The following is a 22,699-nucleotide window of genomic DNA, read 5'->3' on the forward strand; positions in this document are numbered from 1 at the left end:
ATTTCGCCTGTCTTTCGACCAAGGAATCCACCCGGTCCGTCAGACATTTCCATAAAGCCTGTGGGGAATGGACGAAATGCATGACCAAGGGGCCGCTGTTTGAAAAAGCGTCTGTTCGTTACGGGTCTCAGTGGATTCGTAGGACAACACATCCAATCTCGCCTGAAGGCTGACGCCTCGGAATGGGCGCTTCTGCCTGTCGCCGCCCGTTACGATCTCGCTGAGCCAGGCACCCTCGACGGCCTCTGGCCCGAGATGCCCGACGCAGTCATTCACCTGGCCGGCCAGACCTTCGTTCCCGACGCCTTCCGCGATCCGGCACGCACGCTGACGATCAACCTGCTCGGCACCTTGAATTTGCTTCAGGCACTCAAGTCCCGGGGGTTTAAAGGTAAGTTCCTGTACGTCAGCTCCGGCGACGTCTACGGCCAAGTGATGGAGTCGGACCTGCCGATTACCGAACTCCAGCCGCCCTGCCCGCGCAATCCCTATGCGGTGAGCAAACTGTCAGCCGAATTCCTGAGCCTGCAATGGGGCCTGAGCGAAGGCTGGCCGGTCCTGGTCGCCCGCCCGTTCAACCACATCGGCACCGGCCAGAAGGACAGCTTCGTCATCGCCAGCGCCGCGCGCCAGATCAACCGCATCAAACAAGGCCTGCAAGCCCCGCAACTGGAAGTCGGTGACATCGACGTCACACGCGATTTCCTCGATGTGGGCGATGTCGTGTCGGCCTATCTGGCGCTGTTGGAAAAGGGCACGCCGGGGCAGGTCTACAACATTTGCTCGGGGCGCGAGCAGAGCATTCGCAGTCTGATCGAACAATTGGGGGACCTCGCCCAGGTCGACCTGCAATTGATTCAGGATCCGGCGCGCCTTCGCCGCGCGGATCAGCGTCGCGTTTGTGGCAGCTCTGCCAAGCTTGCCCAGACCACAGGATGGACGCCTGAAATCACAACACAACAATCCCTGCGGGCGATCCTGTCCGACTGGGAGAAGCGAGTAAAAGAAGAATGACAAAAAGTGCATTGATCACGGGGATTACCGGTCAGGACGGCGCGTATCTGGCCAAACTGCTGCTCGACAAGGGCTACAAGGTCCACGGCCTGGTGGCACGCCGCAGCAGCGATGCGCGCTGGCGCCTGCGTGAGATGGGGGTCGAGGGCGACATCGTTTACCTGGACGGCGACATGGCCGATGCCTGCTCGGTGCAGCGTGCGGTGATCAAGTCCGCCCCGGACGAAATCTATAACCTGGCGGCGCAAAGTTTTGTCGCGGCTTCCTGGGATCAACCGGTCACCACCGGCATCGTTGATGGGCTGGGCGTGACCCACCTGCTCGAAGCGATCCGCCAGTTCAGTCCGCACACGCGTTTTTACCAGGCGTCGACCAGCGAAATGTTTGGTCTGATCCAGGCCGAGCAGCAAGACGAGAACACGCCGTTCTACCCGCGCAGCCCTTACGGCGTGGCCAAGCTGTACGGCCACTGGATCACCGTGAACTACCGCGAAAGCTTCAACCTGCACGCCAGCAGCGGGATCCTGTTCAACCACGAATCACCGCTGCGCGGCATCGAGTTCGTGACCCGCAAAGTGACCGACGCCGCCGCCCGCATCAAGCAGGGCAAACAGCAGGAACTGAGCCTGGGCAACATCGACGCCAAACGCGACTGGGGGTTTGCCGGCGATTACGTTGAAGCCATGTGGCTGATGCTGCAACAGGACAAGCCTGACGACTTCGTGGTCGCCACCGGCGTGACCACCACCGTGCGCGAGATGTGCCGCATCGCCTTCGATCACGTCGGCCTGAACTACCGCGACTTCGTGAAAATCGACCCGGCGTTCTTCCGCCCGGCCGAGGTCGAAGTGCTGCTCGGCAACCCGGCCAAAGCCCAGCGTGTATTGGGCTGGAAGCCAAAAACCGATCTGGATACCTTGATCCGCATGATGATGGATGCGGACATGAAACGCGTCGCCAAGGAGTAGGCCATGCTGATTCCTGTGATTCTCTCCGGCGGTGCCGGTACTCGCCTGTGGCCGGTGTCCCGCGAGGGCCATCCCAAGCCGTTCATGACCCTGCCCGACGGTCAGTCGCTGCTGGGCAAGACTTATCGGCGAGCGGCCGGTTTGCTCGATGGCTGGGGCGATATCGTCACGGTGACCAACCGCGACTACTACTTCCAGAGCAAGGATCACTATCAGGAGGCGCAGCTAAGTCGCCATCGCGGGCACTTTCTGCTGGAGCCGACAGGCCGCAATACGGCCCCGGCCATCGCCGCCGCCGCCCTGTCGCTGCAAGCCTTGCACGGTGATGACGCGATCATGGTGGTGATGCCCGCCGACCATTTGATCCTCAACGAAGACGCCTTGAAGTCTGCGGTCGAACACGCCGTGGCACTGGCCAAGGATGGTTTCCTGGTGACGTTCGGCGTGGTACCGACGGCCCCGGAGACCGGTTTCGGCTACATCGAGACCGGTGCGGCGCTGGACGGAAAAGGCGCCGCAAAGGTCCAGCGCTTTGTCGAAAAACCGGATCTGCAAACCGCCACGCATTACCTGGAAAGCGGCAAGTTCCTGTGGAACTCGGGGATGTTCTGCTTCTCCGTCGCGACCGTGCTGGCCGAAATGCAGATCCACGCCCCCGAGCTGCTGGAGCAGACGCAAACCTGCATGGCGCAAAGCGCCCCCGTGGAAACGGCCGGGTGCCTGCAACAGGAATTGTCCCCGGCGCTGTTCGCCGAGATCACTGACATTTCCATCGACTACGCCTTGATGGAACGCTCCGACAAAGTGGTCGTGGTACCCGCCGGTTTCGACTGGAGCGACATCGGCTCCTGGGGCGCGGTGGCCGCGCTGGTGCCGGCGGATGCGCAAAACAACCGCGCCACTGGCGACGCGGTGTTCATCGACAGCCACAACAACTTTGTCCAGAGCGAAGACCGGCTGGTGGCGGCGGTGGGTGTGGATAACTTGATAATCATCGACACCGCCGACGCGGTGCTGGTGGCCCACGCCGATCGTGCCCAGGATGTGCGCCGGGTGGCCAAGCAACTCAAGGACAAAAAGCACGAGGCCTATCGCCTGCACCGTACGGTCAGTCGGCCTTGGGGCACCTACACCGTGCTCGAAGAAGGCCCGCGCTTCAAGATCAAGCGCATCGTGGTCAAGCCCGGCGCCAAGCTGTCGCTGCAAATGCACCACCACCGCAATGAACACTGGGTGGTCGTCGAAGGCATGGCCAAGGTCACCAACAATGGCACCGGCACCCACCTGGTGGCCAAGAACGAATCGACTTTCATCGCCGCCGGTCACAAGCATCGCCTGGAAAACCCGGGCGTGATCGACCTGGTGATCATCGAAGTGCAAAGCGGCGAATACCTGGGAGAGGACGATATCGTTCGCTTCGAAGACCAATATGGCAGGACGGTTTGAATGCTGCTTTCCCTATACCGCTCACTGTGCAGCCACCGAGGGTTCATCCTCGGTAGCGTCCAGCGAGAGTTTCAGGCGCGTTACCGCAATTCGCTGTTCGGAGCCCTGTGGCCCGTACTCAATCCACTGTCGATGATCGTCGTCTACACCGTGATTTTTTCTCACATCATGCGCGCCCGCCTGCCGGGTGTGGACGACAGCATGGCCTACAGCGTGTACCTGTGCGGTGGCTTGCTGGCCTGGGGACTGTTTGCGGAAATCACCCTGCGCAGCCAGAACATGTTTCTGGAAAACGCCAACCTGTTGAAGAAAATCAGCTTCCCGCGGGTCTGCCTGCCGGTGATTGTCTTGATCAACGCCGGCATCAACTTCGCGATCATCATCGGCCTGTTCCTGGGGTTTCTGCTGGTCACGGGACGTTGGCCGGGCATGGCGTTGCTGGCGTTGATACCGCTGATGGCGTTGCAAATGATGTTCTGTGCCGGGCTGGGAATGATACTCGGCGTGTTGAATGTGTTCTTCCGTGATGTCGGGCAACTCTTCGGCATCTGCCTGCAATTCTGGTTCTGGCTGACGCCCATTGTGTACCCCATGAGCATCCTGCCGGACTGGGTTCAGCGCCTGCTGCAACTCAACCCCCTGACCAACCTGATCGTCAGCTATCAAAACTTGTTTCTCTACGGGCAATGGCCGGTCTGGAGTTCGCTGCTGCCGATTTTTGTAACCGGCGTGGTGTTCTGTCTGATCGGGCTGCGTCTGTTTCGCCAGCGCGTCGGTGAAATGGTGGATGAACTCTGATGGGGCATATTCGCGTCACCGGCCTGGGCAAGGCCTACAAGCAATACCCGAACCGCTGGAGCCGACTGGCCGAGTGGCTGATCCCGTTTTCGCCCAAGCGCCACCACCAGCACTGGGTGTTGCAAGACGTCGAATTCGAGATCGCCCCCGGTGAAGCGGTGGGCATCGTCGGGGTCAACGGTGCGGGTAAAAGCACCTTGTTGAAGATGATCACCGGCACCACCCAACCGACCTGCGGCAAGATTGAACTCGAAGGCCGGGTGGCGGCGCTGCTGGAACTGGGCATGGGCTTTCACCCAGACTTTACCGGCCGACAGAATGCAATCATGGCCGGGCAATTGCTGGGCATGCAGGTCGATGACATTGAAGCGTTGATGCCCGAGATCGAACATTTCGCGGAAATCGGCGAAGCCATCGACCATCCGGTGCGTACCTACTCCAGCGGCATGCAGATGCGCCTGGCGTTCAGCGTGGCCACCGCTCGGCGTCCGGACATCCTGATCGTCGACGAAGCGCTGTCCGTGGGCGACGCCTACTTCCAGCACAAGAGCTTCGAACGCATCCGCAGCTTCCGCAAGGCCGGCACCACCCTGCTGATCGTGTCCCATGACCGCTCGGCCATCCAGGCGATTTGCGATTCGGCCATCCTGCTCAAGGACGGCCGCATGGCCATGCACGGTAAACCCGAAGCGGTCCTGGACTACTACAACGCGATGATGGCTGAACGTGAAGGCCAGATCGTGCGTCAGGAAATGCTCGCGGACGGGGAAGTGCAAACGATTTCCGGCACCGGTGAAGCGGGCATCCTCAGCGTGCGGTTGCTGGACGAGAATGACCGCTCCATCGACGCCGCCGAGGTCGGTCAGCCCGTGGTGCTGGAGGTCCAGGTCGAAGTCCGTCAGGACATCGAGCGATTGGTGCTTGGCTTCATCCTCAAGGACCGCCTGGGTCAGATGATGTATGGCATCAACACCCATCGTCAGGACAAGGCCCTGACCGATCTGCACGCCGGAGAACGCTACACCTATCGTTTTGCCTTCGTCATGGGCCTGGGCAAGGGCAACTATTCCGTGTCCCTGAGCCTGTCGCGGCTGGACTCGCACCTGGACCGCAACTACGAATGGCGCGATTACGGGTTGGTGTTCCATGTGATCAACAACCGGCATGAAGACTTCGTCGGCTGCTCGTGGCTGGCGGCGAAAACCACCATTACCCGCTCCGGATCGACTGTTTCGGAGCGCACGCCATGACCCGTCTTCTGGTGGAATGCACCCACGTATTCCAGCACCCCAAAGTCAATTCGGGCATTCAGCGCGTGGTGCGCAACGTCATCAATCAGCTGCCGGACACTGTCGACGGTGTCGAGTGCATTCCGGTGGTGATGCTCAAGGGCAAGCTCTATCGGGTGCTGAAACTCGGCGCGTTGAACATCCCGTTTTTCGATGGCTTGATGACCTTCGGCGGACGCCTGGGACGGCTGGCTCATCGTTTCTGGCAACTGCATCAACGTTTGCACAATCGCAGCCACTCGCGAGTGGTCAAGCGCCTTCTGCACGTGGCCTACCGTCTCACGGCAATCACCTGTTTCAGCCTGCCAATACGGCTGATCGACGCCATCAACCAGTATCAACTGCCCAAACGGTGCTCGCCGCTGCAACATCAGCCGGGCGATCAACTGGTGTTGCTGGACTCTTCCTGGCACAGCGATTTCTTCCCGTTTGCCGAACAGCTCAAGCGTGAAGGCGTGGGCATCGTTTCGGTGATCTACGACCTCATCCCGCTGACTCACCCACAGTTCTACGACACGCGGCTGGTGCAGATTTTCAACGAGTGGTTCAACTGGATCACCCAAACCGCCGACGGCTACGTGGCGATTTCCGCGACGGTGCGCGATCAGGTGCGAGAAGAATTGCAGCGTCGGCTGGGTCCGGCCAAAGCCAATACGTTGTGGTTCGATTATTTTCACCTCGGCTCCGAGCTGGATTTGAGCGAAGCCACTGCTACCGTCGAGCCGCGGCTGACGCGCGTGTTCACAACACCGGAACCGGTGTTCTTGATGGTCAGCACCATCGAGCCGCGCAAGAACCACGACTACCTGCTCGACGCTTTCGAACGCGCCTGGGCCTCAGGTTCGCAAGCCCGGCTGTGCATCGCCGGGCGCATCGGCTGGAAGTGCGACGCCCTGCTCGCCCGCGTGCGCAACCACCCGCAATTGAACCAGCGCCTGTTCATGTTCAACGACCTGAGCGACACCAGTCTCGAACACGCCTATTCCCACGCCAGCGCACTGGTGTTTCCGTCCTGGGTCGAAGGTTTCGGCCTGCCCCTGGTCGAAGCGATGCAGCGCGGTTTGCCGGCCATGGGCAGCGACATTCCGATCTTTCGCGAAATCGGTGGCGAGTTCATGGCGTACTTTGACCTCACCGAACCGCAAAGCCTGGCAAACCTGGTCACCGGTTTCGAACGTTCCGGGCAATTCCCCGCAGCTCGCAACGTCGCGGACTGGCAATGGATCGGCTGGCGTGAAGCCAGTGCGCAACTGGCCGAGCGAACCCTGCGCAATCTGGTAGAAGCGCCGGTCGTGCAAGAGAGGCAACATGCGAATTGCCCTTAACGCCCGGATCCTGCAAGCCCCGCGCACCGGCATCGGCCATTACGTCGCCGAACTGGTGACAGCCCTGGCTGATGAGCCCGATGTCGAACTGACGTTGTTCCACGGTTGGGGCTGGAGTTCGGACTTGCCGGAAGCCGCCATGCCCGGTTATTCGCGACTGACGCCGTTGCTGCGGCAAATTCCGGGGGCTTATCAGGCGCGGCGCTGGCTGGAGCAGAAACGCTTCGATCAGGGTCGCTCGCAGACCATCGACCTCTATCACGAACCGAGCCTGTGGCCGCTGTCGTTCGATGGCCCGACCGTCATCACCCTGCATGACCTGACGCACCTGCACTACCCCGAGACGCAGCCCCCTTCGCGTTTGCGGGAAATAGAGCGGCGACTGGCCGACGGCGTGCAGCGTGCGCGTCTGATTCTCACCGACTCGCAGTACATTGCCGACGAAGCTCAAGCGTATTTTGCGCTGCCGGCCGAGCGTTTTGTCGTCGCGCCGTTGGGCGTGGCCGCACGTTTCCACCCAAGGGAACCTGAAGCCATCAAAGCGGTGCTCAAGGCCCACGGCGTCGAGGCGCGGGAATACTTCCTGTGTGTCGGCACCCTGGAGCCGCGCAAGAACCTGACGCTGGCCCTGCGCGCCCATGCCCGATTACCAGAAGCCGTGCGCCAGCGTTTTCCACTGCTGATCGCCGGCATGGCCGGTTGGCAGGGCGAACAGTTCAGTGATGAATTGCGCGCCGCCCTGGCCACCGGTGATGTGTGCCTGCTCGGGTATCTGCCCGATGAAGCGCTGGCACAGCTGCTGGCCGGCGCCCGGGCATTGATCTTTCCCTCGTTGTACGAAGGGTTCGGCCTGCCCGTCCTGGAAGCCATGGCCAGCGGCACCCCGGTGATTCTGACCCGGCATTCGGCCATGCCGGAAGTCGCGGGCGCCGCCGGCAACTACATAGCACCGGACGATCCAGACACCTTGCGCGATGCCATGATCCGACTTATCGATGACCCGCTGCATTGGCAGGTCTGTCGCGAAGCCGGTTTGCAACAAGCGAAGCTTTTTTCCTGGGAGCGTTGCGCGAAGGCCACGGCCCGCGCTTACCGCCAGGCAATGGGAGACTGATATGCGCGTACTGCACTTTTATAAGACCTACCTGCCCGACTCGATGGGTGGCATCGAACAGGTGATTTTTCAACTCTGCGAGAGCGGCGCGCGCCACTCGGTCGACAGTACGGTACTGACGTTGAGCAACGACCCGGCACCTGGCGTATTGCAGATTGGCCAGCACCAGCTTCATCAGGCCCGGATGGATTTTCAGATGGCCTCCACCGGTTTTTCCTACAGCGTCTTCAAGCAGTTTCGTGAGCTGGCGGCTGAGGCCGACGTGGTCAACTATCACTTCCCCTGGCCCTTCATGGACCTGGTGCATTTTTTCAGCGCCGCCCAAAAACCCTGCGTGGTGAGCTACCACTCGGACATCATTCGTCAGCGCCATTTGCTCAAACTCTACCGTCCATTGATGCGTCGTTTTCTGGACAGCGCCGACCGAATCGTCGCGGCCTCCCCCAACTACTTTCACACCAGCGATGTGCTTCAGGACTACCGCGAGAAAACCCGAGTCATCACCTATGGGTTGGACAAGTCAGGTTATCCACAGCCCGATGCTGCACGTACCGAACGCTGGCGCAAACAGGTGGGTGACCGGTTCTTCCTGTTCGTCGGCGTGATGCGCTACTACAAGGGCCTGCATATTTTGCTCGACGCAATGCAAGGGCTGAATTATCCGGTGGTGATCGTCGGGGCCGGACCACTGGAAGCCGAACTGCATGCTCAGGCCAAGGCCTTGGGCCTGCAGAATCTGCACTTCCTGGGGCGTTTGGGTGACGAGGACAAAGTGGCGTTGCTGGAGTTGAGTTACGCGGTGGTGTTTCCGTCGCACCTGCGCTCCGAAGCGTTCGGCATCTCGCTGCTCGAAGGCGCGATGTACGGCAAGCCGATGATCTCCAGCGAAATCGGCACCGGCACCAGCTACATCAACATCCACAACGAAACCGGGCTGGTGGTGCCGCCGAGTAATCCACAGGCGTTCCGTGAAGCGATGCGCACGCTGTGGGAAAACCCGACGCGTGCAGCGGAAATGGGCGTGAAGGCTGAAGCGCGGTATCGGCAGTTATTCACCGCTGATGAAATGGGCCGCAAGTGGACGGCGTTGTACGAAGAACTGCTGGAAGAGAAATCCCTGTCCTACGCGTAATCGCTTTTTTGTGGGAGCGAGTAGGCTCGCTCCCACAAAGGGATTTTCTGGGTGCTCTGGATTGTTCACAAATCCAGGACCAACGGCTGCGAACCCTGCGCCGGCACTGCGCAACAAATCAGCACCTCACCCGCATCAGGCACTTGCGCCGGAGGCTGTGGATAATTCACTGCGCCACTGATGAGGCGCGTCTTGCAGGTCCCGCAGGAACCGCCGCGGCAGCTGAATTCCGGGTGCAATCCGCGGCTTTCCGCCAGTTCCAGCAAACTGCCGCTCTCCGGCTGCCAGCGCGCCTCTTTGGCCGAGCGCTGGAACACCACCGGCACCGAAACCGTGGCAGCCGGTGGTTGCTCGATGACCACGGCGTCCTGGTCCGGCGTGCGACGCAGCGTCGACGGGCCAAAGGTTTCGGCATGAATCCTTGAGTCGCGAATGTCCAGTTCCCGCAGGGTGTCGTACAGCGCTTGGGTAAAACTGCCCGGGCCGCAGAGGACAAAGTCCACCTGGTCGTAGTCTTCCAGTTCAAGGATCGTCTTGAGCAAGTCGCCGTCAATCCGCCCGGTTAGATCGAAATCTTCCCCCTCGCGAGCATCCGGCTCCGGCTGACTGAGCAACCGCCGCACGCGTACCGCGTCACCCAGGCCATCAAGCAAACGGTCCAGCTCAGGACGAAACGGTTGATCGGCCAAGGTTCGCGAGCTCTGGAAAAACCAGGTCGGGCGGATGCCCCGCGTGCGCAGGCCTTGATAAACCACCTCACGCACCATCGACAGCAGCGGCGTGATACCGACGCCCGCCGCCAACAGCACCAGCGGTCGCCGCTCATTGGCTGCCACGGTGAAATGCCCCTGAGGTGCGCGGGCTTCCAGCACATCGCCAACACGGATCTGCTCATGCAGGTGCGAGGACACCAGGCCTTCACGCTTCACGCTGATGCGGAAAAAGTCATCGGACGGCGCGCTCGACAGGCTGTACGTGCGGATATGCACATCGCCAGCAATGTTGAATCGCAGGGGCAAATGCTGCCCGGCCTGAAACAGCGGCAACCCGGCGCCATCGGCCGGCTCCAGATAAATAGAACGGATGCTGTGGCTTTCCTGTTCGATGCGCGCCACCCGCAGCGGCCGCCAGTGATCGCCCAAGGCCTTGGCTTGCAGGCGTGCGTTTGCCTGATCCCAGGTGCCGGTCAGCAAACTGGTGGGTGATACGCCGTCAAAGCGCCAGCGCAAGGCCAGCGCCGCAGGCCGGCGCACCACGCTCTCCACCTCGAAGGTCCAGAGCCGCTCGGCCCCCTGAAAGGCTTCGACCTGCGCGCCTTCGAGGATGACGTCCGCGCGGCCGCTGAGGTGCAGCAGATCGCCCGAATTGAAATCGATGAACAGCAAACCGGCCCGAGGATTGATCAGCAGGTTGCCCAAGGTGTTGAAAAACAGGTTGCCCGCGAAGTCCGGAATGGTCAGGCGATTACCTTCCACCTGTACGAAACCGGCCTGGCCACCGCGATGAGAAACATCCACCGAGCGTTGGCCGTTGACGTCCACATAACTGGCGACAAAGAAGGTATCGGCGTCAGCGATCATCGCTTGGGCCGCCTCATCCAGCGCATTGAGGTGCTGCGCGACACGGGTTGCCGGGTCCGCCAGGGGCACCGAGCGAAACTGACGCAATTGAATGTATTGCGGGCAATTGCCGAACGATTGCTCCACCGTGACCCCGAAACCGTTCTCGGTGACAGCACCGACCCGGCCATTCATACGGTTGCGACGTCGGGTGTGCAGTTCGATACCGAGCAGACCGATCGCCGCGCCCGCTTGCAATTGCGCAGGGTCATCGCTGCCGGGCAGGCCGTCGAACTGCAACAACGCAGGCGCCGGGGAATGAGCAAACCCCGGCGGCCCTTCAAGAACACTGGCCCAAGGGTTGCCGTCGGCATCCACCGCGCCGTACAGCATGAACGGCAGTTGCTGATAGAACTGGCGGTGCTGATCCGGCATCTCGCCGCGAATCACCCTACGACCTAATGTGTCCATTCGCTCGGCCACACCCACGTGGGCCTGCAACTGTTTCTCGCCTGCGTGCCAAGGTGAACGTTCCATAACGGCTTCTCCCCTGCGCTGATCGCGCAATAAGAACGGCCCGACTGAATCGGGCCGTGAGCATCAGGCTGTTTTTTGCAGGCCGGCGACGGTACGCGGCATGGCGACAAACCCTGGCAAGGCTTCGATGCGTGTCAGCCAGGCGCGGATATTGGCGTAGTCGTCCAGCGACACATTGCCTTCCGGTGCATGGGCGATGTAGCTGTAGGCCGAAACATCGGCGATGGTGGGCTCGTTGCCGACAAGGTAGGGGGTGGCGGCCAGTTCCTGATCGATCACTTTAAGCACGGTGTGGGCGTAAGCGATCACCTCTTCGGCGTTGTAAGGCGCACCAAACACGGTGATCAGCCGGGCTCTTGCCGGGCCAAAGGCAATCGGCCCGGCAGCGACCGACAACCAGCGCTGCACCTTGGCCGCACCGACCGGATCGGTTGGTAGCCAGCGACCATTGCCGTATTTCTGCGCCAGATAGACCAGAATCGCGTTGGAATCGGCCAGCACCACGCCTTGATCATCAATCACCGGTGCCTGACCAAAGCGATTGAGCGCCAGGTAATCCGGCTGCTTGTGCGCGCCCTTGGCCAGGTCGACCAAGATCAGCTCGGTCGGCAGTTGCAGCAAGGACAGCATCAGCTCCACACGGTGAGCATGGCCAGAGCGAGGGAAGTTGTAGAGTTTGATGGCTTGCATGGTCGACTCCGCTGGATGGTGGCGCCGTTCAGGGAAGATCAGCGCCGATGGGAGCTATCTTCCCCTCTCAACCAAAACAACAGAATAACCAGAAAACGCAATCCATTATTTCAGCCAACGCAATAACCCATCAGCCGTGCAGCGCCGGGTGCTCACGTAGCACTTTCACGGCGAAGTCCACGAAACTGCGGATCCGAGCCGGCGCCTTGCGCCCACCCTGATAGACCACATGGATGGGCAACGGCGGCAGTTCGAAGTCAGCCAGCACGATTTCCAGCTCACCGGCGGCGACCTTGCTCGCCACTTGATACGACAGGACTCGGGTCAAACCCAGCCCCAGGCTCGCGGCGGTAATGGCGGCCTGATTGGCTGTGACCACAAGCCGTGGTTCCGGGCGAACGTTCAGGGGCTCCCCCGCCTCAAGGAACGGCCAGGTTCTCAGTTGGCCAATGGACGAGGTGGCGATAATCGGCACCCCGTTTAAATCATTTGGGTGCAGAGGCTTGCCGCGCTTCGCCAGAAACTCCGGAGAGGCGCAAATCACCCGCCGCACCTCGCCCACACGAATCGCATGTTGGTTGCTGTCAGGCAATTCACCAATGCGCACCGCTACATCGATGCCCTCCTCGACCATGCTCACCACCCGGTCGACGAGCAGCGCATTGATGGTGACCTCAGGAAACTGGTTGAGGTAACCGACCGTGAGCGGCGTGACGAACAACTCACCGAACAATACCGGTGCTGTAATCGTCAGTTGCCCACGAGGTTGTGCGTGACTTCCGGCTGCCGAATCCTCGGCTTCCTGCACCTCGGCGAGAATCCTCCGACAATCTTCCAGAAAACGCTGCCCCGCCTCGCTCAAATGCACGCTGCGGGTGGTACGCGTCAGCAACTGCGTGCCAATGCGCTTCTCCAGCGCCGCCACCGCCCGGGTGACACTGGCCGCCGACATCCCCAAACGCCGCGCTGCCGCAGAGAAGCCTTGGTCCTGGGCAACGGCGGCGAAGACCTGCATTTCCTGGAATCTGTCCATGGGGCAATGTCCTTCATTCGGATAAAAAAAATCGCAACCATAGGCTGCGATTTTTAGTGTTCAGTCAGCTGTGGATAACTTATTCCACCGTCACCGACTTCGCCAGGTTCCGCGGCTGGTCAACGTCCGTGCCTTTCAACACCGCCACGTAGTACGAGAGCAACTGCAGCGGGATGGTGTAGAGGATCGGCGACAGGATGTCGTGGATGTGCGGCATGTGCACAACGTGGGTGCCTTCGCCGTTGCTCATGCCTGCCTTTTCGTCTGCGAAGACGATCAATTGGCCGCCACGGGCACGGACTTCCTGGAGGTTGGATTTCAACTTCTCCAGCAGTTCGTTGTTCGGCGCCACGGTGACCACGGGCATGTCGTTATCCACAAGCGCCAACGGGCCGTGCTTCAGTTCGCCCGCCGGGTAGGCTTCGGCGTGGATGTAGGAGATTTCCTTGAGTTTCAGGGCCCCTTCCATCGCTACCGGGAATTGCGCGCCACGACCGAGAAACAGGGTGTGGTTCTTCTCGGCGAACAGCTCAGCGATTTTCTCCACAGTGCTGTCCATGGCCAGGGCTTCGCCCAGACGGGTTGGCAGGCGACGCAGTTCTTCAACCAGGGTGGCTTCGACGCCTTTGGCCAAGGTGCCGCGAACCTGACCCAAGGACAGGGTCAGCAGCAGCAGACCGACCAATTGGGTGGTGAAGGCTTTGGTCGAGGCCACGCCGATTTCGCGACCGGCCTGGGTCAGCAGGGTCAGGTCGGATTCACGCACCAGCGAGCTGATGCCGACGTTGCAGATCGCCAGGCTGGCGAGGAAGCCCAGTTCCTTGGCGTTGCGCAGCGCGGCCAGGGTGTCGGCAGTTTCGCCGGACTGGGAAATGGTGACAAACAGGGTGTCCGGCTGTACCACGACTTTGCGATAGCGGAATTCGCTGGCGACTTCGACCTGGCACGGGATGCCGGCCAGTTCTTCCAGCCAGTAACGGGCAACCATGCCGGCGTGGTAGCTGGTGCCGCAGGCCACGATTTGTACGTTGCGCACTTTGGCGAACAGCTCGGCAGCCTGTGGTCCGAATGCCTGTACCAGCACACCGTTCGGGCTAAGACGACCTTCGAGGGTGCGTTGAACCACGGCCGGTTGCTCGTGGATTTCCTTGAGCATGAAGTGGCGGAATTCACCCTTGTCGGCCGCTTCGGCGCCGTCGCGGTACTGCACGGTTTCGCGCTCGACGGACTGGCCTTTCACGTCCCAGATGTGCACGCTGTCGCGGCGAATTTCGGCGATATCGCCTTCTTCCAGGTACATGAAACGGTCGGTGACCTGGCGCAGGGCCAACTGGTCGGAAGCGAGGAAGTTTTCACCCAGGCCCAGACCGATCACCAACGGGCTGCCGCTACGCGCTGCCACCAGACGATCCGGCTGATCGGCGCTGATAACGGCCAGACCATAAGCACCGTGCAACTCTTTAACGGTGGCTTTGAGGGCCACGGTCAGATCGCGCAGGTCCTTGAGTTTGTGGTTCAACAGGTGAGCGATGACTTCGGTGTCGGTGTCCGAGGTGAACACGTAACCCAAGGCTTTCAGCTGTTCGCGCAGGGCTTCGTGGTTCTCGATGATGCCGTTGTGGACCACGGCCAGGTCGCCGGAGAAATGCGGGTGCGCGTTGCGCTCGCACGGCGCACCGTGAGTAGCCCAACGGGTGTGGGCGATGCCGAGGCGACCGACCAGCGGTTCGGCTTCAAGGGCGATTTCCAGCTCGCTGACCTTGCCCGGACGACGCATGCGCTCGAGCTTTTCGTCGTTGGTGAAAACCGCGACACCGGCGCTGTCGTAGCCACGGTATTCCAGGCGCTTGAGGCCTTCGAGCAGGATGGCGGTGATGTTACGTTCTGCGACTGCGCCGACAATTCCACACATGCTATTTCTCCTGACTGACAGCCGCGCAAATCAAATTGATGCCGCGGGCCTGAATCTGATCGCGCGCCGCAAGTGGCAGGCGTTCATCGGTAATAAGGGTATGGACGCTGCTCCAGGGCAGTTCCAGGTTGGGAATCTTGCGGCCGATCTTGTCGGCCTCCACCATCACGATTACTTCACGGGCGACGTCAGCCATGACCCGGCTCAGCCCCAGCAATTCGTTGAAGGTGGTGGTACCGCGAACCAGATCGATGCCATCGGCACCGATGAACAACTGGTCGAAGTCGTAAGAGCGTAGTACTTGCTCGGCGACCTGCCCCTGAAAGGACTCGGAATGCGGGTCCCAGGTGCCACCGGTCATCAACAGCACCGGTTCGTGTTCGAGCTCGCTCAAAGCATTGGCAACGTGCAAGGAGTTGGTCATCACCACCAGTCCCGGTTGCTGGCCGAGTTCCGGAATCATGGCGGCGGTGGTGCTGCCGCTGTCGATGATGATCCGTGCATGTTCGCGAATCCGCGTAACAGCGGCGCGAGCAATGGCTTGTTTGTATTTGGAAACCGGTTGGCCGATGTCGGCGACCAACTCCTGAGGCATGGTGATCGCTCCGCCATAGCGGCGCAGCAGCAGACCATTACTTTCAAGCGCGGCCAAATCCTTGCGAACCGTAACTTCCGAAGTTTCGAAGCGCTTGGCCAGCTCATCCACACTGACTTCGCCCTGCTCATTGAGCAAGGCGAGGATGTTGTGGCGGCGCTGGGGGGTATTGCGCTTCGACATGAGCTGGTAAGTTTCGATTCGAAAGATAACGGAAGCAATCAAAACCTATTGGCGAAACTTCGTCAAGCTGCGCAAGAAAAATATCTGTGGATAAAAAGCTTCGCGGGCAAGTCGGATCGCCGCCCGCTCGCTCCTACAGGGCCTGAGTTGTGAACAAATTTGTAAACGACCTGGATCCTGAAGAAGCGAGGCTTGCCCGCGAAGGCAATCTCAAACCGCCGCAAAGCGCTGTGGATAACTCAGCTCTTTTTGATCTTCACCGGCCGCTTCCAGCCATCAATGTTCTTCTGACGTGCCCGACCCACCGCCAACTGTGCGTTATCCACATTCTGGGTAATGGTCGAACCAGCCGCCGTCGTCGCGCCGGAAGAGATATCCACAGGTGCCACCAACGAGTTGTTGGAACCGATGAACACATCTTCACCCAATACGGTCTTCCACTTGTTGGCACCGTCGTAGTTGCAAGTGATGGTGCCCGCGCCAATGTTGGTGCGCGCGCCAATTTCGGCGTCCCCCAGATACGTAAGGTGACCGGCCTTGGCGCCTTCACCCAGATGAGCGTTCTTCAGCTCGACAAAGTTACCCACATGCGCGCGAGCCTCAAGCACCGTGCCCGGACGCAGGCGTGCGAATGGACCGGCATCGCTGCCTTCGCCCAGGATCGCGCCTTCGATATGGCTGTTGGCCTTGATCACCACGCCTTTTCGCAGGGTACTGTCCTTGATCACACAGTTCGGGCCGATCACCACGTCATCTTCAATGACGACCTTGCCTTCGAGGATCACGTTGATATCGATCAGCACATCTCGGCCGACAGTGACTTCACCGCGCACATCGAAACGGGCCGGGTCACGCAGGGTCACACCTTGAGCCATCAAGCGGCGACCGGCGCGCAACTGATAATGACGCTCGAGTTCGGCGAGCTGCTTGCGATCGTTGGCGCCCTGCACCTCCATCGCGTCATGGGGCTGCTCGGTGGCCACCACCAGACCATCGCTGACTGCCATCGCAATCACGTCGGTCAGGTAGTACTCGCCTTGGGCATTGTTGTTGGAGAGACGGCTCATCCAGCCGCCCAGTTGCGCGAAAGGCAGCGCCAGAATGCCGGTGTTGCCTTCGGTGATCGCGCGCTCGGACTCGTTGGCGTCTTTCTGCTCGACGATGGCCGTGACCTTGCCCGCGGCATCGCGGACGATGCGGCCGTAACCGGTCGGGTCATCCAGTTCGACGGTGAGCAGGCCCAGTTGTTGCGGCGCAACTTTCCTGAGCAGACGTTGCAGGGTTTCGACTTCAATCAACGGTACGTCGCCGTACAGGATCAGAACGGTGTCGGACTCGATGAACGGCACGGCCTGAGCCACCGCATGACCGGTACCCAGCTGCTTGTCCTGCAGGACGAAATTCAGATCGTCCGCCGCCAGACGCTCGCGCACCGCTTCGGCGCCATGGCCGATCACGACGTGGATGCGCTGTGGATCAAGTTGCCGGGCGCTGTGGATAACATGGCCCAGCATCGAGTTGCCGGCGATCGGGTGCAGAACTTTTGGCAACGCCGAACGCATGCGAGTGCCTTGGCCGGCAGCGAGGATAACGATTTCAAGAGACATGACTGGCTACCAATCCTGGGTGGTCAGCGGCTGCGACCAGGTTATGAAAATCGGAAAAGAAAAAAGGGTAGCCGAGGCTACCCTTTTTAATCAATCGCGCAACAAGCAATGGCCTATTAGTGGCCAAACTTCTTGCGGATCTGCTGGACGGTGCGCAGCTGAGCTGCAGCCTCGGCCAGACGTGCGGCAGCAGAACCGTAATCGAATTCCGCGCCCCGCTCATGCAAGGCCTTCTCGGCAGCCTTAACGGCTTCCTGAGCGGAGGCTTCGTCCAGGTCGGCAGCACGTTGCACGGTGTCGGCAAGAACCTTGACCATGTTCGGCTGAACCTCGAGGAAACCACCGGAGATGTAATACACCTCCTCTTCCCCGCCCTGCTTGACCAGGCGGATCGGGCCCGGCTTGAGATTAGTGATCAACGGCGCGTGACCCAGGGCGATACCAAGATCACCCAGTGCACCGTGCGCAATCACCATCTCGACCAGGCCGGAGAAGATTTCCCCTTCCGCGCTGACGATATCGCAATGGACTGTCATAGCCATCTGATTGCCTCAACCTAAATTAGCGCCCGTTGCCAGGCGCCGGGATTACAGTTTCTTGGCTTTCTCGATCGCTTCTTCGATGCCGCCGACCATGTAGAACGCTTGTTCTGGCAGGTGGTCGTAGTCACCGTTGAGGATGCCTTTGAAGCCAGCAATGGTGTCTTTCAGGGAAACGTATTTACCCGATGCACCGGTGAAGACTTCAGCCACGAAGAACGGCTGCGACAAGAAACGCTGGATCTTACGAGCACGGTTTACCAACTGCTTGTCGGCTTCCGACAGCTCGTCCATACCCAGGATCGCAATGATGTCCTTCAGTTCTTTGTAACGTTGCAGAACATACTGTACGCCGCGAGCGGTGTCGTAGTGGTCCTGACCGATTACGTTCGGGTCCAGCTGGCGCGAAGTCGAGTCGAGTGGATCGACCGCCGGGTAGATACCCAGGGAAGCGATGTCACGGGACAGAACGACGGTGGCGTCCAAGTGGGCGAAGGTGGTCGCTGGCGACGGGTCGGTCAAGTCATCCGCAGGTACGTATACCGCTTGGATCGAGGTGATCGAACCGTTCTTGGTCGAAGTGATACGCTCTTGCAGAGTACCCATCTCTTCGGCCAGGGTCGGCTGGTAACCTACTGCGGAAGGCATACGGCCCAGCAGTGCGGATACTTCAGTACCGGCCAGGGTGTAACGATAGATGTTGTCGACGAACAGCAGAACGTCGTTACCTTCGTCACGGAACTTCTCGGCCATGGTCAGGCCGGTCAGTGCTACGCGCAGACGGTTACCCGGCGGCTCGTTCATCTGACCGTAAACCAGTGCCACTTTGTCCAGAACGTTGGAATCCTTCATCTCGTGGTAGAAGTCGTTACCCTCACGAGTACGCTCACCCACACCGGCGAACACGGAATAACCGCTGTGCTCGATGGCGATGTTACGGATCAGTTCCATCATGTTTACGGTTTTGCCTACACCGGCACCACCGAACAGACCGACTTTACCACCCTTGGCGAACGGGCAAACCAGGTCGATAACCTTAATGCCGGTTTCCAGCAGGTCGTTGCCGCCCGCTTGTTCAGCGAAGGTTGGCGCAGGACGGTGAATGCCCCAGCGCTCTTCGGTGTCGATCGGGCCCGCTTCGTCGATCGGGTTGCCCAGAACGTCCATGATCCGGCCCAGCGTCGCTTTACCGACCGGTACGGAGATGGCAGCGCCAGAGTCGGTGACTTCCAGACCGCGCTTCAAGCCTTCGGTGGAACCCATCGCAATGGTACGAACCACGCCGTCGCCCAGCTGTTGCTGAACTTCGAGGGTGGTTTCAGCCGCGCTCACTACTTTCAGCGCGTTGTAGATGCTCGGTACGCTGTCGCGTGGAAATTCCACGTCGATAACGGCGCCGATGATTTGAACGATACGTCCGCTACTCATAGCTGGATCCTCTGAATATTTGAACCGTTAAACCGCGGCAGCGCCGCCGACGATTTCCGAGATCTCTTGGGTGATCGCAGCCTGACGCGCCTTGTTGTAGACCAGCTGCAAATCGCTGATCAAATCACCGGCGTTGTCGGTAGCGTTCTTCATCGCGATCATCCGCGCAGCTTGTTCAGCCGCGTTGTTCTCGACCACCGCCTGGTAGACCTGCGACTCCACGTAACGGACCATCAAGCCGTCAAGCAGCTCTTTGGCGTCCGGTTCGTACAGATAATCCCAGTGGTGCTTGAGTTCCTGATCCGGGGTTGCCACCAGCGGAATCAACTGCTCCACGGTAGGCGTTTGCGTCATGGTGTTGACGAACTTGTTGGACACCACGGACAGGCGGTCAATACGGCCGTCCAGGTAGGCATCCAGCATCACCTTGACGCTGCCGATCAGGTCATTGATCGACGGCTCTTCACCCAGGTGGCTGATAGCTGCTACGACGTTACCGCCGAAGTTGCGGAAGAAAGCCGCACCCTTGCTACCAACAACACACAGGTCAATCTCGACGCCGTTTTCGCGGTTTACCGCCATGTCCTTGACCAAAGCCTTGAACAGGTTGGTGTTCAAGCCACCACACAGACCACGGTCACTGCTCACCACGACATAACCGACGCGCTTTACTTCACGGTCGAGCATGAACGGGTGGCGATATTCCGGGTTGGCGTTGGCCAGATGGCCAATAACCTGGCGGATGCGCTCCGCATAAGGACGGCTAGCAGCCATGCGCATTTGTGCCTTGCGCATTTTACTGACCGCCACTTTTTCCATGGCGCTGGTAATCTTTTGCGTGCTTTTGATGCTCGCAATCTTACTGCGAATCTCTTTTGCGCCTGCCATGTAACACCTATCAGGTTAGCAAGCGGGAGCCTTGCGGCTCCCGCTGCGGCTTACCAGGTTTGGGTGGCCTTGAACTTCTCGATACCGGCTTTCATGCCAGCGTCGATTTCGTCATTGAAGTCACCCTTCACGTTGATCTTCGCCATCAAATCGGCGTGATCGCGGTTGAAGAAAGCAATCAGCGCTTGTTCAAAGCTACCGATCTTGGCGATTTCGACGTCAGTCAGGAACCCACGCTCAGCGGCATACAGCGACAGCGCCATGTCAGCGATCGACATTGGTGCGTATTGCTTCTGCTTCATCAGCTCGGTAACGCGCTGACCATGCTCAAGTTGCTTACGGGTCGCTTCGTCCAGGTCAGAAGCGAACTGGGCGAATGCCGCCAGTTCACGGTACTGAGCCAGAGCGGTACGGATACCACCGGAGAGCTTCTTGATGATCTTGGTCTGAGCGGCACCACCCACACGGGATACCGAAACACCGGCGTTCACAGCAGGACGGATCCCGGAGTTGAACATGGCCGATTCCAGGAAGATCTGACCGTCAGTGATGGAAATCACGTTGGTCGGAACGAACGCGGAAACGTCGCCAGCCTGGGTTTCGATGATCGGCAGTGCGGTCAGGGAACCGGTTTTGCCGGTCACTGCGCCGTTGGTGAACTTCTCTACGTATTCTTCCGAAACGCGGGATGCGCGCTCCAGCAGACGGGAGTGGAGATAGAACACGTCGCCTGGATAAGCTTCACGGCCTGGTGGACGGCGCAACAGCAGGGAAATCTGGCGGTAAGCCACTGCTTGCTTGGACAGATCGTCATAAACGATCAGCGCGTCTTCACCGCGGTCGCGGAAGAATTCACCCATGGTGCAACCGGAGTACGGTGCCAGGAATTGCAGTGCTGCAGATTCCGAAGCGCTCGCCGCCACGACGATGGTGTTAGCCAGTGCGCCGTTTTCTTCCAGCTTGCGAACCACGTTGGCGATGGTCGATTGTTTCTGACCGATCGCTACGTAGACGCAGAAAATGCCGCTGTCTTTCTGGTTGATGATCGCGTCGATCGCCAGAGCGGTTTTACCGATCTGACGGTCACCGATGATCAGCTCACGCTGGCCACGGCCGACAGGAATCATGGCATCGACAGCCTTGTAGCCAGTCTGTACAGGCTGGTCTACCGACTTACGCCAGATCACGCCTGGAGCAACTTTCTCGACCGCATCGGTCTCGGTGTTGTTCAGCGGACCTTTGCCGTCAACTGGGTTACCCAGTGCGTCGACTACGCGACCCAGCAGTTCCTTACCAACCGGAACTTCGAGGATGCGGCCGGTGCACTTGGCGCTCATGCCTTCAGCCAGAGACTGGTAGGAGCCCAAAACAACGGCACCTACGGAGTCTTGCTCCAGGTTGAGAGCCATACCGAAGACGCCGCCCGGAAACTCGATCATCTCGCCGTACATGACGTCGGCCAGACCGTGAATCCGCACGATACCGTCAGATACGCTGACGACAGTGCCTTCGTTACGGGCTTGGGAGGTCACATCGAGCTTGTCGATGCGGCCCTTGATAATTTCACTTATTTCGGAAGGATTGAGTTGCTGCATTGCTCTGCTGCCCCTTCAAACTCAAGATTTCAATGCTTCGGCAAGGCTCGCGAGTTTGCCGCGAACCGAGCCATCGATAACCAGGTCGCCGGCGCGGATGACAATGCCCCCGATAAGGGATTTGTCTTCCTCGACTTGCAGGCGCACTTCCCGGTTGAGTCGTGCACTGAGAACCTTGGCGAGTTTGTCTTGCTGTTCTTGGTTCAATGCAAAAGCACTGGTCACTTCAACGTCTACCGACTTCTCTTGTTCGGCCTTGTACAGGTCGAACAGAGCGGATATCTCCGGCAAAAGCGGGAGACGGTCGTTTTCGGCAACGACGTGAATGAAGTTCTGTGCCTTGGCATCAAACTTGTCGCCGCACACGTCAATAAACGTGGCGGCCTTGTCTGCGCTCGTCAGTCGCGGGGCCTTGAGCACGCGCTGCATAGTGTCGTCTTGCGACACTGCTGCAGCCAGGCCGAGCATGGCTGACCAAGAGGCCAGTTGCTGGTGGGCCTGGGCGTGCTCGAAGGCTGCCTTAGCGTAAGGTCGGGCCAACGTGGTCAATTCTGCCATGATCGCCCTCGCTTAAATTTCAGCAGCCAGTTTGTTTACCAGCTCCGCGTGCGCGTTTTGATCGATTGTGGAACCCAGGATCTTCTCGGCACCAGAGACTGCCAGGCTACCCAGTTGGGCACGCAGCGCGTCTTTGACACTGTTCAGTTCCTGCTCGATCTCGGCCTGAGCCTGAACCTTCACACGGTCAGCGTCGATACGGGCTTTTTCAACAGCCTCTTCAACGATCTGGTTACCGCGTTTCTTGGCTTGCTCAATGATTTCGGCTGCCTGAGCTTTTGCTTCGCGCAGTTGCTGACCCGCTTTATCTTGGGCCAGCTCCAGGTCGCGAGCTGCTCGGGCGGCAGCGTCCAGTCCATCCGCGATCTTCTTCTGACGTTCGTGCAAAGCCGCGATGACCGGAGGCCACACGAACTTCATGCAAAACAGTACAAAAATGAAGAACGCAACGGACTGGCCAATCAGGGTTGCATTAATGTTCACGCCAAC

At 59.8% G+C, this 22,699-nt stretch carries 20 protein-coding genes; 8 read left to right on the plus strand and 12 right to left on the minus strand.

What is annotated here, in order from left to right; genetic code table 11:
- The first annotated feature begins 99 nt into the window (after positions 1–99).
- Genes ACA075_RS30345 through ACA075_RS30380 form a run of 8 tightly spaced genes read left to right on the plus strand, consistent with a single transcriptional unit; the run spans position 100 to position 9,086 of the window.
- A complete protein-coding gene (locus ACA075_RS30345) occupies positions 100–1,014 on the plus strand; it encodes a GDP-mannose 4,6-dehydratase (RefSeq protein ID WP_497296755.1) in 915 nt (304 codons plus the stop codon).
- On the plus strand, positions 1,011–1,982 hold the full coding sequence (gene gmd, locus ACA075_RS30350; protein ID WP_109626923.1) for a GDP-mannose 4,6-dehydratase: 972 nt from the start codon (positions 1,011–1,013) through the stop codon (positions 1,980–1,982). The genes ACA075_RS30345 and gmd overlap by 4 nt, the downstream gene beginning before the upstream one ends.
- Positions 1,983–1,985: 3 nt before the next feature.
- Positions 1,986–3,428, plus strand: a complete 1,443-nt coding sequence (locus ACA075_RS30355; RefSeq protein ID WP_497296756.1) for a mannose-1-phosphate guanylyltransferase/mannose-6-phosphate isomerase — start codon at positions 1,986–1,988, stop codon at positions 3,426–3,428.
- Positions 3,429–4,226 (plus strand): ABC transporter permease, encoded by a 798-nt coding sequence (locus ACA075_RS30360; protein WP_497296757.1) that lies wholly within the window; start codon positions 3,429–3,431, stop codon positions 4,224–4,226.
- Complete coding sequence (locus tag ACA075_RS30365; protein WP_497296758.1) at positions 4,226–5,476, plus strand: ABC transporter ATP-binding protein; 1,251 nt, start codon at positions 4,226–4,228, stop codon at positions 5,474–5,476. The genes ACA075_RS30360 and ACA075_RS30365 overlap by 1 nt, the downstream gene beginning before the upstream one ends.
- Positions 5,473–6,840 (plus strand): glycosyltransferase family 4 protein, encoded by a 1,368-nt coding sequence (locus tag ACA075_RS30370; protein WP_497296759.1) that lies wholly within the window; start codon positions 5,473–5,475, stop codon positions 6,838–6,840. Before ACA075_RS30365 ends, ACA075_RS30370 begins: the two co-directional genes overlap by 4 nt.
- Complete coding sequence (locus tag ACA075_RS30375; protein ID WP_497296760.1) at positions 6,824–7,954, plus strand: glycosyltransferase family 4 protein; 1,131 nt, start codon at positions 6,824–6,826, stop codon at positions 7,952–7,954. Before ACA075_RS30370 ends, ACA075_RS30375 begins: the two co-directional genes overlap by 17 nt.
- Before the next feature lies 1 nt (position 7,955).
- Positions 7,956–9,086 (plus strand): glycosyltransferase family 4 protein, encoded by a 1,131-nt coding sequence (locus ACA075_RS30380; protein ID WP_497296761.1) that lies wholly within the window; start codon positions 7,956–7,958, stop codon positions 9,084–9,086.
- Between the two features lie 65 nt (positions 9,087–9,151).
- Here the strand turns inward: ACA075_RS30380 and ACA075_RS30385 are convergent, their stop codons facing one another.
- The 12 genes from ACA075_RS30385 to ACA075_RS30440 form a co-directional block, all read right to left on the minus strand.
- On the minus strand, positions 9,152–11,182 hold the full coding sequence (locus tag ACA075_RS30385; protein ID WP_497296762.1) for a 2Fe-2S iron-sulfur cluster-binding protein: 2,031 nt from the start codon (positions 11,180–11,182) through the stop codon (positions 9,152–9,154).
- Positions 11,183–11,245: 63 nt separating this feature from the next.
- Positions 11,246–11,872, minus strand: coding sequence for a glutathione S-transferase family protein (locus tag ACA075_RS30390; protein ID WP_497296763.1), 627 nt, complete (start codon positions 11,870–11,872; stop codon positions 11,246–11,248).
- Between the two features lie 130 nt (positions 11,873–12,002).
- Positions 12,003–12,905 carry a LysR family transcriptional regulator gene (locus ACA075_RS30395; RefSeq protein WP_497296764.1) on the minus strand — a complete coding sequence of 301 codons (903 nt, stop codon included), beginning with the start codon at positions 12,903–12,905 and terminating at the stop codon, positions 12,003–12,005.
- Between the two features lie 79 nt (positions 12,906–12,984).
- A complete protein-coding gene (gene glmS / locus ACA075_RS30400) occupies positions 12,985–14,817 on the minus strand; it encodes a glutamine--fructose-6-phosphate transaminase (isomerizing) (RefSeq protein WP_497296765.1) in 1,833 nt (610 codons plus the stop codon).
- Position 14,818: 1 nt separating this feature from the next.
- A complete protein-coding gene (locus ACA075_RS30405; protein WP_010465456.1) occupies positions 14,819–15,595 on the minus strand; it encodes a DeoR/GlpR family DNA-binding transcription regulator in 777 nt (258 codons plus the stop codon).
- A gap of 239 nt (positions 15,596–15,834) precedes the next feature.
- Complete coding sequence (glmU, locus tag ACA075_RS30410; protein ID WP_497296766.1) at positions 15,835–17,202, minus strand: bifunctional UDP-N-acetylglucosamine diphosphorylase/glucosamine-1-phosphate N-acetyltransferase GlmU; 1,368 nt, start codon at positions 17,200–17,202, stop codon at positions 15,835–15,837.
- Between the two features lie 116 nt (positions 17,203–17,318).
- Positions 17,319–17,744, minus strand: coding sequence for a F0F1 ATP synthase subunit epsilon (locus tag ACA075_RS30415; protein WP_007969909.1), 426 nt, complete (start codon positions 17,742–17,744; stop codon positions 17,319–17,321).
- 45 nt (positions 17,745–17,789) lie between these two features.
- Positions 17,790–19,169, minus strand: a complete 1,380-nt coding sequence (gene atpD, locus ACA075_RS30420) for a F0F1 ATP synthase subunit beta (protein ID WP_008155715.1) — start codon at positions 19,167–19,169, stop codon at positions 17,790–17,792.
- A 27-nt stretch (positions 19,170–19,196) separates the two neighbouring features.
- A complete protein-coding gene (gene atpG, locus ACA075_RS30425; protein ID WP_109626974.1) occupies positions 19,197–20,057 on the minus strand; it encodes a F0F1 ATP synthase subunit gamma in 861 nt (286 codons plus the stop codon).
- Between the two features lie 50 nt (positions 20,058–20,107).
- Positions 20,108–21,652, minus strand: a complete 1,545-nt coding sequence (gene atpA, locus ACA075_RS30430) for a F0F1 ATP synthase subunit alpha (protein WP_008007884.1) — start codon at positions 21,650–21,652, stop codon at positions 20,108–20,110.
- Positions 21,653–21,673: 21 nt separating this feature from the next.
- On the minus strand, positions 21,674–22,210 hold the full coding sequence (locus ACA075_RS30435) for a F0F1 ATP synthase subunit delta (RefSeq protein ID WP_059403768.1): 537 nt from the start codon (positions 22,208–22,210) through the stop codon (positions 21,674–21,676).
- A 12-nt stretch (positions 22,211–22,222) separates the two neighbouring features.
- The gene (locus ACA075_RS30440) at positions 22,223–22,693 is read right to left on the minus strand and encodes a F0F1 ATP synthase subunit B (RefSeq protein ID WP_007948090.1); all 471 of its coding nucleotides are present in this window, start codon (positions 22,691–22,693) and stop codon (positions 22,223–22,225) included.
- Between the last annotated feature and the right edge of the window lie 6 nt (positions 22,694–22,699).

It is taken from the genome of Pseudomonas sp. LBUM1663 (assembly GCF_059695905.1).